The following is a 13911-nucleotide window of genomic DNA, read 5'->3' as shown; positions in this document are numbered from 1 at the left end:
GCTACTGAAACAGGGGATTTTTGAGACAATAGGCTCAAAAATAAGTGATGAAATCCCGTAGGGAGTTGCCCACGTCCCCACCACTTAAGGGAAATATCAAAAATAGAAAATTAACTAACAAGGAGAAAAACACATGTCTAAAATTATCGGTATTGACTTAGGTACAACAAACTCAGCAGTTGCAGTTCTTGAAGGAACTGAATCAAAAATCATCGCAAACCCAGAAGGAAACCGCACAACTCCATCTGTAGTCTCATTCAAAAACGGAGAAATCATCGTTGGTGATGCTGCAAAACGTCAAGCAGTTACAAATCCAGATACAGTCATCTCTATCAAATCTAAGATGGGGACTTCTGAAAAAGTTTCTGCTAACGGAAAAGAATACACTCCACAAGAAATCTCAGCTATGATTCTTCAATACTTGAAAGGTTATGCTGAGGACTACCTTGGTGAAAAAGTAACTAAAGCAGTTATCACAGTTCCAGCTTACTTCAACGACGCTCAACGTCAAGCAACAAAAGACGCTGGTAAAATCGCTGGTCTTGAAGTAGAACGTATCGTCAACGAACCAACTGCAGCAGCTCTTGCTTACGGTTTGGATAAGACTGACAAAGAAGAAAAAATCTTGGTATTTGACCTTGGTGGTGGTACATTTGACGTCTCTATCCTTGAATTGGGTGACGGTGTCTTCGATGTATTGTCAACTGCAGGGGACAACAAACTTGGTGGTGACGACTTTGACCAAAAAATCATCGACCACTTGGTAGCAGAATTCAAGAAAGAAAACGGTATTGACTTGTCTACTGACAAGATGGCAATGCAACGTTTGAAAGATGCAGCTGAAAAAGCGAAGAAAGACCTTTCTGGTGTAACTTCAACACAAATCAGCTTGCCATTTATCACTGCTGGTGAGGCTGGACCTCTTCACTTGGAAATGACCTTGACTCGTGCGAAATTTGACGATTTGACTCGTGACCTTGTAGAACGTACAAAAGTTCCAGTTCGTCAAGCCCTTTCTGATGCAGGTTTGAGCTTGTCAGAAATCGACGAAGTTATCCTTGTTGGTGGTTCAACTCGTATCCCAGCTGTTGTAGAAGCTGTTAAGGCTGAAACTGGTAAAGAACCAAACAAATCAGTAAACCCTGACGAAGTTGTTGCTATGGGTGCTGCGATTCAAGGTGGTGTGATTACTGGTGATGTTAAAGACGTTGTTCTTCTTGACGTAACACCATTGTCACTTGGTATCGAAACAATGGGTGGAGTATTTACAAAACTCATCGACCGTAACACAACAATTCCAACATCTAAATCACAAGTCTTCTCAACTGCAGCAGATAACCAACCAGCCGTTGATATCCATGTTCTTCAAGGTGAACGCCCAATGGCAGCAGATAACAAGACTCTTGGACGTTTCCAATTGACAGATATTCCAGCTGCACCTCGTGGAATTCCTCAAATCGAAGTAACATTTGACATCGACAAGAACGGTATCGTTTCTGTTAAGGCTAAAGACCTTGGAACTCAAAAAGAACAAACAATTGTGATCCAATCGAACTCAGGTTTGACAGACGAAGAAATCGACCGCATGATGAAAGATGCAGAAGCTAACGCTGAAGCAGATAAGAAACGTAAAGAAGAAGTTGACCTTCGTAACGAAGTAGACCAAGCTATCTTTGCGACTGAAAAGACAATCAAGGAAACTGAAGGTAAAGGCTTCGATGCAGAACGTGACGCTGCCCAAGCTGCCCTTGATGACCTTAAGAAAGCTCAAGAAGACAACAACTTGGACGAAATGAAAGCAAAACTTGAAGCATTGAACGAAAAAGCTCAAGGACTTGCTGTTAAACTTTACGAACAAGCCGCAGCAGCCCAACAAGCTCAAGCAGGAGCAGAAGGCGCACAAGCAACAGGAAACGCAGGTGATGACGTCGTAGACGGAGAGTTTACTGAAAAATAAGATGCAAAGCCCGTTAAAACCTCACAGTGAAAATAGGAAATCTGACGCAGAAACTTTAGTTTCTAGGAAGATTTGTCTTTTTCACCAAGAGGTTAGGGAGTGCTAGATTTAGCATTACTAGTTTGATTTTTAAAACTTGAACGTCGTAATGATAAGAAGAAATCCAGAGGTTGCAACCCAGCCTCTGTTTTTCGATAAAATAGAGGATGTTGCGTATGAAAAAAGTACTTTGTATCATTTATCCTAATTTTTCTCTTTATGAGATAACCGCTTTAACAAGCACTTTAGCTCTGTCTTTTGACATCACGATTGATTATGTAGCTTCAGATCATTCGATGGTGGTCTCTGAGGATGGTCTGTCCTGTCAACCGACGAAAACATTGGATCAGATCCGTATAGAAGATTATTCTTGTGTGATTTTGCCAGGAATGGTAAATATAGGTCCTGCTCTACAAGATGAGAAATTGATTTCGTTTTTGAGAAGTCTTAATGAGCAAGATATCCTAATTGCAGCCATTTCTTCAGCGTCCATTTTATTAGCGAAAGCTGGCTTGTTGAACGACACGAAATTTACAGGTGGAATTTGGCAAAACTTCTTTGACTATTTTGAATTTCTTCCACGTGAGAATTTCCAACCGAAAGTTCTTGTCCAAGATAAACAAATCATTACGGCTATCGGTTTTGCACATCTAGAGTTTGCAAGAAAAGTGATTCTTGGTCTAGGTTTGGCAGAGAATACAGACAACTATTTTAAAGAACAGAACGAGTATGCTGAAGAGGATTTGATATTTACTCTATCAGATGAAGAGTTTAATCAAGTGAAGCAGAGTATAGAAAACAGCCTCTAAAGATTTACATGAAAATTATAGAAAGGAACAAGGGTGTTCAGGTAATTGAACACGGGTTCCCAAATTTCTTACTCAATATAACAGAAAGGAATTGAACCCGACCTAAATTCTCGGAAAAAAGATAAATCTGTCTAGGAGCATCGCTCCAGCGTCAGATTTCCTATTTTTCAGTCGAATTTTACGGTCTTGGTATCTTGTATGAACAATACTGAATTTTATGATCGTCTGGGGGTGTCAAAAAACGCTTCGGCAGACGAGATCAAAAAGGCTTATCGTAAGCTTTCCAAAAAATATCACCCAGATATCAATAAGGAGCCTGGTGCTGAGGAAAAGTACAAGGAAGTTCAAGAAGCCTATGAGACTTTGAGTGACGACCAAAAACGTGCTGCCTATGACCAATACGGTGCTACTGGAGCCAATGGTGGCTTTGGAGGCTTCGGTGGTGGAGCTGGCGGTTTCAATGGGGCAGGTGGCTTCGGTGGTTTTGAGGATATTTTCTCAAGTTTCTTTGGAGGAGGCGGAGCTTCGCGCAATCCAAATGCTCCTCGTCAGGGGGATGACCTCCAGTATCGTGTGAACTTGACCTTTGAAGAAGCTATTTTTGGAGCTGAAAAAGAAGTCAAATATAACCGTGAAGCAAGCTGTAGTACATGTAATGGATCAGGTGCTAAACCAGGAACAAGTCCAGTCACTTGTGGACGCTGTCATGGCGCTGGTGTCATTAATGTCGATACGCAGACTCCGCTTGGTATGATGCGTCGCCAAGTAACCTGTGATGTCTGTCACGGTCGCGGAAAAGAAATCAAAGATCCATGTACAACTTGTCACGGAACAGGTCATGAGAAACAAGCGCATAGCGTCCATGTCAAAATTCCTGCTGGTGTGGAAACTGGCCAACAAATCCGCCTAGCAGGTCAAGGTGAAGCAGGCTTTAACGGTGGACCTTATGGTGACTTGTATGTAGTGGTTTCTGTGGAAGCCAGCGATAAGTTTGAACGTGAAGGAACGACTATCTTCTACAATCTCAACCTCAACTTTGTTCAAGCAGCTCTTGGTGACACAGTAGATATCCCAACTGTTCACGGTGATGTTGAATTGGTTATCCCAGAGGGAACTCAGACTGGTAAGAAATTCCGCCTACGTGGCAAAGGAGCTCCGAGTCTTCGTGGTGGTGCAGTTGGTGACCAATACGTTACTGTTAATGTCGTAACACCGACAGGCTTGAATGACCGCCAAAAAGCAGCCTTGAAAGAATTCGCAGCTGCTGGTGATTTAAAAGTCAATCCAAAGAAAAAAGGCTTCTTTGACCATATTAAAGATGCTTTTGAAGGAGAATAAACAAAAAGAGCCGAGTGGCTCTTTTTGCTTTATAGATTTTTTAAGACTTTCCTTAAGTAATGGACGGATGGTAGCGACCTTTTTCGAAGTTCCATACCTAAACTTTGAGCCTAGGTCTCAAAGTTTCCGAACACCTGAAACCAAACTATTTCAGGTGTTTTCATTACGGCGGAAAGTCTTCGATTTAGTTGTGAAATGGTGAATGAGTTACCTAAATTATGATGTATAGTTGATGGGATATAACTTATTTACGTTTTAAAAAAGAGCCGTTGGGCTCTTTTTACTTATCTTCGATTTCCTGTGTTTCTTTGATAACGGCTAGTCTAGTCTGGATATCTTTTTCCAAGACTTTAAACTTGTAAGTCAGGTCTTCTTGGTATTCCTTGATGAGTTCTTTTTGCTGGTCGATGATTTGCAGGCTGTTTTGGATAATATCCACATCATCCTTGATAGCTTGAACGCGGTCAGTGGTATTCAAGACTTCATCTGTGATGGTTTGGCGATTTTTTGTGATCAGATAACTTCCAGCTGCAGCTCCTGCAAATAGCAGTAGATTGGATAATTTCATAGCAACTCCTTAGGCGTTTTTGATGGTTTCAGCGACTTGAGCAAGTTTGTCAAAGTCTGGTTCGTGGGCGATAAAATCAATCTTGAGGTCATCGTCCGCACTGTAGCGAGGTACAAGGTGAACGTGGGTATGAAAGACGGTTTGACCAGCGACTTCTTCACAGTTGGCAATGATATTCATACCAGTAGCCTTGGTAGCTTTCATGACTTTTTGAGCTACTTTTGGTACTTGGTCAAAGAGTTGGCTAGCGCTGGTAGCGTCCATTTCCAAAAGATTGCGATAGTGCTCTTTTGGTACGACCAAGGTATGTCCTGGTGTCACTTGAGAGATATCAAGAAAGGCAAGAACCTGCTCATCTTCATATACTTTTGAAGCAGGAATTTCCCCTGCGATGATTTTACAAAAAATGCAATCTGACATAAAATCTACCTCTACTGTATTGAATTTTGATATAATATAGCTACATTATACCAGATTTGGAGAAAATATGTTAGAAATTAAAAACCTGACAGGTGGCTATGTCCATGTCCCTGTCTTGAAAGATGTGTCCTTTACTGTTGAAAGTGGGCAGTTGGTTGGTTTGATTGGTCTCAATGGTGCTGGTAAATCGACGACAATCAATGAGATTATTGGTCTGTTGACACCTTATAGTGGATCCATCAATATCAATGGCCTGACCCTGCAGGAAGATGCAACGAGCTACCGCAAGCAAATTGGCTACATTCCTGAGACACCTAGTCTGTATGAGGAATTGACCCTCAGAGAGCATATCGAAACGGTTGCTATGGCTTATGGTATTGAGCAGAAAGTGGCTTTTGATCGAGTAGAACCTCTGTTAAAAATGTTCCGTCTGGACCAGAAATTGGACTGGTTCCCTGTTCATTTTTCAAAAGGGATGAAGCAGAAGGTCATGATTATCTGTGCTTTTGTGGTGGATCCAAGTCTTTTCATCGTGGATGAGCCTTTCCTGGGGCTCGATCCGCTGGCTATTGCAGACTTGATTCAGCTTTTGGAAGTGGAAAAGCAAAAGGGTAAGTCTATTCTCATGAGTACTCATGTGCTGGATTCGGCGGAGAAGATGTGTGATGCCTTTGTCATTCTTCACAAGGGAGAGGTGCGTGCTGAGGGAAATCTCCTGCAACTGCGCGAAGCCTTTGATATGCCTGAGGCTAGTCTGAATGATATTTACTTGGCTCTGACCAAAGAGGAGGAGCTATGAAAGACTTGTTTTTAAAGAGAAAGCAGGCTTTTCGTAAGGAGTGTGTCGGTTATCTGCGCTATGTTCTCAATGACCACTTTGTCTTGTTCCTGCTTGTCCTGCTGGGCTTTCTAGCCTATCAGTACAGTCAACTCTTGCAAGATTTTCCTGAAAATCATTGGCCTATCCTTTTGTTTGTAGGAATTACGTCTGTTTTACTTTTGCTTTGGGGTGGCATTGCCACCTATATGGAGGCTCCAGACAAGCTCTTTCTCTTAGTTGGAGAAGAGGAAATCAAGCTCCATCTCAAGCGTCAAACTGGCATTTCCCTAGTCTTTTGGCTCTTTGTCCAGACCCTTTTCTTGCTGTTATTTGCGCCTTTATTTTTAGCAATGGGTTATGGCTTGCCAGTTTTTCTGGTCTATGTGCTTTTATTGGGGGTAGGTAAATATTTCCTCTTTCGTCAAAAGGCCAGCAAATTTTTCACTGAAAATAGACTGGACTGGGACTATGTTATTTCTCAAGAAAGCAAGCGCAAACAAGTCTTGCTTCGTTTCTTTGCCCTCTTTACGCAGGTCAAGGGAATTTCAAACAGCGTCAAGCGTCGTGCCTATCTGGACTTTATCCTAAAGGCTGTTCAGAAGGTGCCTGGGAAGATTTGGCAAAATCTCTATCTGCGATCTTATCTGCGAAATGGAGACCTCTTTGCGCTCAGTCTCCGTCTGCTCTTGCTTTCCATACTGGCGCAGATTTTTATCGAGCAAGCTTGGATTGCGACAGCAGTGGTGGTTCTCTTTAACTACCTCTTGCTCTTTCAGTTGCTGGCCCTCTATCATGCTTTTGACTACCAGTATTTGACCCAACTCTTTCCACTGAACAAGGGGCAAAAGGGAAAAGGCTTGCAGGCTGTAGTCCGAGGATTGACCAGTTTCGTCTTAGTAGTGGAATTAGTTGTTGGGTTGATTACCTTTCAAGAAAAACTAGCCCTTCTAGCCTTACTGGGATCTGGTTTGGTTTTACAAGTCTTGTATTTACCTTATCAGGTTAAACGTCAGATGCAGGACTAACATTGCCTATATGACACTAAAAAAGAAGTTGAGTTCAGTCTGTCTCAGCTTCTTTTATTTTCTACAAGAGAATGGTTGGTCCGTAGAGACTCAACTTGGTCTTGACTTGGTCAAAGTGGAAGCGGTCATAGGCACGCCAAGCGGCGCGAGTAGGAGCATCTGGATCGAGAGCGCTGAGTCCCATGAGAAGACTGGAAGTCTGGTAAAATTTTTCCAGTTCAATCAAGACTCGATTATCCACTGTCTCAGCCTTGGCTAGAAAGCCAAGAATAGAGTTTAATTGCTCCTGAAAGCGGACGTCGTCAGCGCTTGCCTGTTTGCATGCTTGGTAGGCTTTGTTTAAGTCAGTAATCAAAGTCTGAGCTCTTTTGATGGGATTTGTATCGGTCATGAAAATTCCTCCTTTAATCTGGGTGCTAGTTTTGATTCTAGCAATTGTATTTTGATACTGTCAGTTTATCACTTTTATCTCCTTTTTCACCATAAAATCTTTAATTGTTCTTGAAATTTCCTGAATAGTCCTGTTAAGATTTTATGATAAAATAGTTGTAAGATTATCATACTTATCTGAGGGGCAAGACACCTTTCAGGAGCTTTGAAGGCCTGTTTAAGATTTGGTGGGCTTGTATCAAAGTATTTTTGCTATTCTCTTTTTAGGAAGAAATCGAAACAAGGAGAGTAAGAAGATGAGAATATTTGTTTTAGAAGATGATTTTTCCCAACAAGCTAGAATTGAAACGACCATTGAGAAACTTTTGAAAGAACATCATATCACTCCCAGCTCTTTTGAGGTCTTTGGTAAACCAGACCAACTGCTGGCAGAGGTGCATGAGAAGGGTGCGCATCAGCTATTCTTTTTGGATATTGAGATTCGAAATGAGGAGATGAAGGGGCTGGAAGTGGCTAGAAAGATTCGGGACCGGGATCCTTATGCTCTCATCGTCTTTGTGACGACTCACTCGGAGTTTATGCCCCTGTCCTTTCGCTACCAAGTGTCTGCTTTGGACTACATTGATAAGGCCTTGTCGGCAGAGGAGTTTGAGTCTCGGATCGAAACAGCCCTTCTCTATGCCAATAGTCAAGATAGTAAAAGTCTGGCGGAAGATTGCTTTTACTTTAAATCAAAATTTGCCCAATTCCAGTATCCTTTTAAAGAGGTTTATTATCTCGAAACGTCGCCCAGAGCCCATCGTGTTATTCTCTATACCAAGACGGACAGGCTGGAATTTACAGCGAGTTTAGAGGAGGTTTTCAAGCAGGAGCCTCGTCTCTTGCAGTGCCATCGCTCTTTTCTCATCAATCCTGCCAATGTGGTTCGTTTGGATAAGAAAGAAAAACTTCTTTACTTTCCCAATGGTGGAAGCTGTATGATCGCGCGTTATAAGGTCAGGGAAGTGTCTGAAGCTATCAATAACTTGCACTAGGTGAGGAGAATTTATGTATATTTTTTGGATGATATTGTATTCACTAGCTATTATTGGGCTAGAAATTATCATGTTCTTTAAGGTAGATGGAATTAGTCTCACTTTCGATAGAATTTTTAAGGCCTTTCTTCTAAAATTTCTTCTAGCAGCAATTGCTACAACTTTTAAATTTTTAGTCTTGACTGACTATCTGTTATACTTTATAGAACCCTTGTACGGTATAGGCTTGTCTTTCTTACTGTTAAGAGGGCTTCCTAAAAAACTTCTCTTCTTTTATGGTCTCTTTCCAATGATATTGGTGAATCTCTTTTATAGAGGGGTCTCCTATTTTGTGCTTCCATTTTTGGGACAAGAAATTGTAGATAAAGATAGCAATCCTATCTTTTTATTGATGATGATATTCGTTTGCTTCATAGTTTTAGTCTTTTTGAAATGGTTGGACTATGATTTCACTAACTTGAGAAAGGAGATTCTAGATAAAGCTTTTCAAAAGTCCCTGACTACGATTAACTGGATAATGGGGGGCTACTATCTAGTGATGCAAAGTCTGTCTTTCTTTGAATATGAACAAGGTATTCAATCAACGACTGTTCGCCATCTGATTCTAGTGTTTTACCTGCTCTTTTTTATGGGGATGATCAAGAAATTGGATACCTATTTGAAGGACAAACTTCATGAGAGACTGGACCAAGAGCAGGCCTTGCGCTACAGAGATATGGAACGCTATAGTCGGCATATAGAGGAACTTTACAAGGAAGTGCGGAGTTTTCGCCATGACTACACCAACCTCTTAACCAGCCTACGTCTGGGCATTGAAGAGGAGGATATGGAGCAGATAAAAGAGGTCTACGACTCGGTCTTAAAGGATTCTAGTCAGAAATTGCAGGACAACAAATATGACCTTGGCAGATTGGTGAATATTCGGGACCGTGCCCTCAAAAGTCTTCTAGCAGGGAAATTTCTAAAAGCTAGAGATAAGAACATTGTCTTTAATGTCGAAGTTCCTGAGGAGATTCAGGTTGAGGGGATGAGCCTACTTGATTTTCTAACCATTGTGTCTATCCTTTGTGACAACGCTATTGAAGCCAGTGCAGAGGCTAGTCAACCTCATGTTTCAATCGCCTTTTTAAAAAATGGATCACAGGAGACCTTTATCATTGAAAATTCCATTAAAGAAGAGGGCATAGATATTTCTGAGATTTTCTCCTTTGGAGCCAGTTCTAAAGGGGAGGAGAGGGGAGTTGGTCTCTATACCGTCATGAAGATTGTGGAAAGTTATCCCAATGCTAGTCTCAATACCACCTGTCAAGATCAAGTCTTTCGTCAGGTTTTAACGGTTCACTTGCTGTAGGTTTATTATTAGAAAATTTGTGAAAAAATTGGCAGAAGTTAACAGATAAAGTTTGTCTTTATCGAGCCAGACTTTTGCTATAGTATGTGAGGTATATTAAATGAATAAGAAATCCTTTTTTATCATCTGTTCTACGTTAATCATAGCATCGAATCTTCTCATGATTTTCGTGGTGAACAAGGGAGAAGAAACGGGGGGCAATCTGTTTGTGATTGCTATAGCCTGTGTTTTGCTACCAGCCTTTTTATATGCAGTTGAAAACCAACTGACTTCATTGATAAGAGTAGAATCAATACTTCTGATTCAGTTGACAGTTATATCTCTACTCCGTCTTATCAACAGAATATGGAGTACGCCTGAAATTCTCAACATTATCATTACCCTCCTATTTTTGGCAAGTGGGACAGCTGCTATCCTTGTTGCGATCATGAGAATCTATCAGAATAGACGGAAGTAAGGGTGAATAGTTTTCGATTTTGTATTTTCACATTGTTAAGTTCCCCTAGGGCAAGTATGTTTTTCATGCTTGCTTTTTTTATTTTTAACAATTCAAGATGTTTTGATGACTATTTATGATTTGGATGGAAAATTTTAAAAAATAGTAGTATACTAACCTTATTAAGCTTGTAATAGGACGAAAGTAAAAAAAGGTATTCCTCGTGAATGCAAAAACAATGTTACAATTGGCTATTATGCTTGCTTAAAGACTTGAGCTTGTGTACTTGGAGGTAATTATGGATTTCAAAAGTTTTCTTATTGTTTTTGTTGTTAGTATGCTTATTTCTTTTATTACTTATTTAATTAGGGAAAAATTTTTAAAATCTCCAAAGAAGAATAAAGATAGATCTAATTAGATAAAAAGATTTTTTATCGCTAGTTTAATCTACAGTGGAGTTTCTTTAATATTGTTTCGCCTGTCAAAATGATATGTGATAGCAGGATAAAAAATCTATAAATTAAGTTGGTATCAATATGGTGTAAAGGGCAAGCATGTTTTCCGTGCTTGCTTTTTAAATTTTTTACAATTCAAGATGTTTTGATGACCATTCGTGATTTGAGTGATCCAAGGTCAAAATGAGTGCTATACTGGCAGTGTAAAGGTTCTTGCTCAACTAATACTCTTCGAAAATCTCTTCAAACCACGTCAGCTTCGCCTTGCCGTACTCCAGTACTGTCTGCGGCTAGCTTCCTAGTTTGATTTTTGATTTTCATTGAGTATAAGATAAATCACACATTTAGGAGGAAATCTTATGAAGAAAAAAATACTGATTATTTTCGTTTTGTATTTAATCATGTCCATCTTTCTTTATCCACTTAGGGAAAGTATTTGGTATCATCTATTTTATACTATAGCCTATATGATTGCGGTTATAATCTATCTTGCTTTAACTAAAAAGAAAGGAGCAAAGAAATGAAAACTTTTCTTGCTAAAAAACGGAACATCTTCCTTGCGAGATTGTTCCTAGGTCAGTTGCCCTTGCTTGTCTCCACTTATCTATTTCTATCTCGTCAGTTTTTAAATTTTTCCTTGGTTTTCCAATTTCTTTTAGTGGTTATTAACTTGACTTCTATTTTGGTCACTGTTTACCTCACTAGGGAGATGAGGATAAGAGAGTTTGAAGATGATGATTTGGTTAGTCCTAGAACCAATCAACTCATGTTTATCGGTTTGACAGGCTTTATGTCTATTATTTGTTTGTATAGAGGTATCACAGCTGGAGAATTCTATCAACAATTAATTGCCTATATTGGCGCTATTCTCTGCTTGATCATCATGCTTCTACTCATTTGGGGCTTGAAGTATTATAAAAAGTAGCTTTTTTTCTCTTTTATCAGGATATTTGAGTAGAAGGCTCTATTAAAAGTTCGTGAAATAAATGAATGGAGGTATTTAATATGAAATACAGATTATTTCTTGTTATTTTCTTGAGTAGTGTTTTGAATATTCTTTTAGGGACATTTTTACAAATCTCTAATGTATCGATTGGGTGGCTGGTTCTCTACAGTGGCTTGTTTGAAGCAGGAGTTTTTCTTCTTACCAATAAAGGGGTGACGGTACAAATCAAGGAGGCAGACATTAAAAACCGTTTTAAATTTATTTTTGGAAAAACGATATGGTTTCAAATTCTTTTGCTCATCTTTTTGATGGTCAAACTTTATCTTGGTTTGGATGTGAGGTTGATTTTATTCTATGGACATATTTTCATTGTCTTTAATGCTTTAATATATCTATTATCTAGTAGTCAGGTTAGCCTTAAAAAGAACAAGCTGTCTTCTTAATCTTACAGCAGTAGAGCCTGACAAGAGGAGGTCATCATGTATAAACACTTATTTTTCCTAGATTCCAAAACTTTAGACCGGTTGACGCCCTATATTCTGGTCTTGGCTTCTGACACCATTGCCTTTAATGTTTTTGTGCTAACCTTTGTATCTGCGGTGGTCTTTAATTCCCTAAATTCCCTGCTAGCTTTAATGGCTATATTCTTAGGGGCTGGCTATGTGGTCGGATTTTGGTTACTCAAATGGTTTGTTTTGGAAAGGCTAGAACTAAAGAATGACGTATAGGGAGTCTGTTTGGTGGGGAGGCTAGTTTTATGAGAATTTTTAATAAGTGCCATGCCATGTTTTTGGGGTTCTTAGTATTTGCAATCGTTGGTGCAGCGGGATATTCCGTCAATCAAGGAGATTATTTTCAACACCAGTACACATTCATTGCTGTAAAGACTCTCTTGCTTTTCCTTAGTTTTGGCTATGCGAAATGGTTTGATATGATTTCTTTTGGGATGTTAAGCAAGAAACAACTCTTGCTGTTTATTGGAATCTTTCTTCTCACTGTGCTGGTAAGTATTAGCTATCATGCTTTTTTCTCAGTTGTTTCTGGTGCTTCGGCTCAACACCTTGAGGAAGCTAGTAAAGGACTTTCGCTTTCCTTTATTGTTAGTGCTACAGTTTTGGCACCTATCCAGGAGGAATTCATGTTTAGAGGGCTTCTTCAGGGGGCGGTTTTTGACAATTCGTGGTTAGGGCTTATACTGACTTCCTCTCTCTTTTCTTTCATGCATGAACCTTATGATATTCCTTCGTTTTGCTATTATCTTTTCGGGGGCTTGTTGCTGGGCTTTGCTTATAAAAAGAGCCAAAACCTATGGGTTTCTACTCTAGTCCACATGTTTTACAACAGTTTGCCAATCTTAACTTATATTCAATGAAAATCAAAGAGCAAACTAGGAAACTAGCCGCAGGTTACCCAAAACAGTGTTTTGAGGTTGTAGATGAAACTGACGAAGTCAGTCACATATATAATCCAAGGCGGCGTTGACGTGGTTTGAAGAGTATAAAATGGTTTGTTTTGGAAAGGCTAGATCTAAAGGATGACGCGTAGGAAGTCTGTTTGGTGAGGAGGATAATTTTATGGAGTTTTTTGATAAATTTCATGCCTTTTGTTTTGGATTTTTAGTACTAATAATCGTCATTACAGTTCCTTATACGATTAACCATGGGGATTTTTTTCAAAATGAGCCTGCACTGATTATTGTAAGTCTTCTTGTAACTTTGGTGGGTGTTACTTATGCTAGAAAGTTTGAAATGATTTCTTTTGGGATGTTAAGTAAGAAACAACTTTTGCTTTTTATTGCAATCTTTCTTTTAAGTGTGCTTGAGACGCTGGTTTATATTCATTTCTTCGCTATTTCTTCTGGCGCAGGAGTTCAACACTTGGCGGAAGTCAGCAAAGGAATTTCCCTGTCTTTGATTTTGACTTCCTCAGTTTTTGGACCCATCCAAGAGGAACTCATTTTCAGAGGACTTCTTCAAGGTGCGGTTTTTGACAATTCTTGGTTAGGGCTTGTGCTAACTTCCTCTCTCTTTTCTTTTATGCATGGACCTTCTAATGTCCCTTCGTTTATTTTTTATCTACTTGGGGGCTTGTTGCTGGGCTTTGCTTATAAAAAGAGCCAAAACTTATGGGTTTCTACTCTAGTTCACATGTTTTACAATGCTTGGCCACTCTTATATTATTTATAAAAATCATGAAAAGGTAAGCAGAAGACGGTGCTTGCCTTTTTCTTTCTATAATGATACCCAAGCCAATTGAGATGCTTTTCTTTGAGAATCGGGTGTGGAGCGGTTGACGAATAGGCCAAAAACTAGTAGAATAGTAA

General features: G+C 39.7%; 16 protein-coding genes. 13 read left to right on the top strand and 3 right to left on the bottom strand.

Annotated elements, in window-relative coordinates; translation table 11 throughout:
* Positions 1–133: 133 nt before the first annotated feature.
* The 3 genes from dnaK to dnaJ all read left to right on the top strand — a co-directional run bounded on the left by dnaK (position 134) and on the right by dnaJ (position 4143).
* Entirely contained in the window at positions 134–1957 is a 1824-nt protein-coding gene (dnaK, locus tag RWP09_RS06805) for a molecular chaperone DnaK (RefSeq protein ID WP_000034667.1), read from the top strand.
* A 215-nt stretch (positions 1958–2172) separates the two neighbouring features.
* On the top strand, positions 2173–2805 hold the full coding sequence (locus RWP09_RS06800; protein WP_314435705.1) for a DJ-1/PfpI family protein: 633 nt from the start codon (positions 2173–2175) through the stop codon (positions 2803–2805).
* Positions 2806–3003: 198 nt separating this feature from the next.
* Positions 3004–4143, top strand: coding sequence for a molecular chaperone DnaJ (dnaJ, locus tag RWP09_RS06795; RefSeq protein ID WP_314435702.1), 1140 nt, complete (start codon positions 3004–3006; stop codon positions 4141–4143).
* A gap of 280 nt (positions 4144–4423) precedes the next feature.
* Here the strand turns inward: dnaJ and RWP09_RS06790 are convergent, their stop codons facing one another.
* Positions 4424–4711 (bottom strand): hypothetical protein, encoded by a 288-nt coding sequence (locus tag RWP09_RS06790; protein WP_000777748.1) that lies wholly within the window; start codon positions 4709–4711, stop codon positions 4424–4426.
* 9 nt (positions 4712–4720) lie between these two features.
* Positions 4721–5131 (bottom strand): HIT family protein, encoded by a 411-nt coding sequence (locus tag RWP09_RS06785; RefSeq protein ID WP_314435699.1) that lies wholly within the window; start codon positions 5129–5131, stop codon positions 4721–4723.
* Positions 5132–5198: 67 nt separating this feature from the next.
* On the opposite strand from RWP09_RS06785, the gene RWP09_RS06780 reads away from it, so the two are divergent.
* Complete coding sequence (locus tag RWP09_RS06780; RefSeq protein ID WP_314435697.1) at positions 5199–5930, top strand: ABC transporter ATP-binding protein; 732 nt, start codon at positions 5199–5201, stop codon at positions 5928–5930.
* Complete coding sequence (locus tag RWP09_RS06775) at positions 5927–6976, top strand: ABC transporter permease (RefSeq protein WP_314435695.1); 1050 nt, start codon at positions 5927–5929, stop codon at positions 6974–6976. Before RWP09_RS06780 ends, RWP09_RS06775 begins: the two co-directional genes overlap by 4 nt.
* A 61-nt stretch (positions 6977–7037) precedes the next feature.
* On the opposite strand, the gene RWP09_RS06770 is transcribed toward RWP09_RS06775, so the two are convergent.
* Positions 7038–7367: a helicase BlpT gene (locus RWP09_RS06770; protein ID WP_314435692.1), complete on the bottom strand. Its 330-nt coding sequence runs from the start codon at positions 7365–7367 to the stop codon at positions 7038–7040.
* A gap of 295 nt (positions 7368–7662) precedes the next feature.
* Between RWP09_RS06770 and RWP09_RS06765 the strand changes: the two genes are divergently transcribed.
* The 8 genes from RWP09_RS06765 (at position 7663) to RWP09_RS06730 (ending at position 13774) form a co-directional block, all read left to right on the top strand.
* Positions 7663–8400, top strand: a complete 738-nt coding sequence (locus RWP09_RS06765) for a LytTR family DNA-binding domain-containing protein (protein WP_247947458.1) — start codon at positions 7663–7665, stop codon at positions 8398–8400.
* A 13-nt stretch (positions 8401–8413) separates the two neighbouring features.
* A complete protein-coding gene (locus RWP09_RS06760; RefSeq protein ID WP_314435687.1) occupies positions 8414–9751 on the top strand; it encodes a sensor histidine kinase in 1338 nt (445 codons plus the stop codon).
* A gap of 100 nt (positions 9752–9851) precedes the next feature.
* A complete protein-coding gene (locus tag RWP09_RS06755; protein ID WP_314435684.1) occupies positions 9852–10208 on the top strand; it encodes a hypothetical protein in 357 nt (118 codons plus the stop codon).
* Positions 10209–11162: 954 nt separating this feature from the next.
* The gene (locus RWP09_RS06750; protein ID WP_314435680.1) at positions 11163–11567 is read left to right on the top strand and encodes an immunity protein; all 405 of its coding nucleotides are present in this window, start codon (positions 11163–11165) and stop codon (positions 11565–11567) included.
* Between the two features lie 80 nt (positions 11568–11647).
* Positions 11648–12031 carry an immunity protein gene (locus tag RWP09_RS06745; RefSeq protein ID WP_314435677.1) on the top strand — a complete coding sequence of 128 codons (384 nt, stop codon included), beginning with the start codon at positions 11648–11650 and terminating at the stop codon, positions 12029–12031.
* 36 nt (positions 12032–12067) lie between these two features.
* On the top strand, positions 12068–12316 hold the full coding sequence (blpZ, locus tag RWP09_RS06740; protein WP_000276503.1) for an immunity protein BlpZ: 249 nt from the start codon (positions 12068–12070) through the stop codon (positions 12314–12316).
* Positions 12317–12345: 29 nt separating this feature from the next.
* A complete protein-coding gene (locus RWP09_RS06735; RefSeq protein ID WP_314435674.1) occupies positions 12346–12960 on the top strand; it encodes a type II CAAX endopeptidase family protein in 615 nt (204 codons plus the stop codon).
* Between the two features lie 202 nt (positions 12961–13162).
* Complete coding sequence (locus RWP09_RS06730) at positions 13163–13774, top strand: type II CAAX endopeptidase family protein (RefSeq protein ID WP_314435671.1); 612 nt, start codon at positions 13163–13165, stop codon at positions 13772–13774.
* Positions 13775–13911 lie beyond the last annotated feature (137 nt).

It is taken from the genome of uncultured Streptococcus sp. (assembly GCF_963521255.1).
GTDB lineage: Bacteria > Bacillota > Bacilli > Lactobacillales > Streptococcaceae > Streptococcus.
This window is presented reverse-complemented; position numbering and strand designations above follow the sequence as displayed.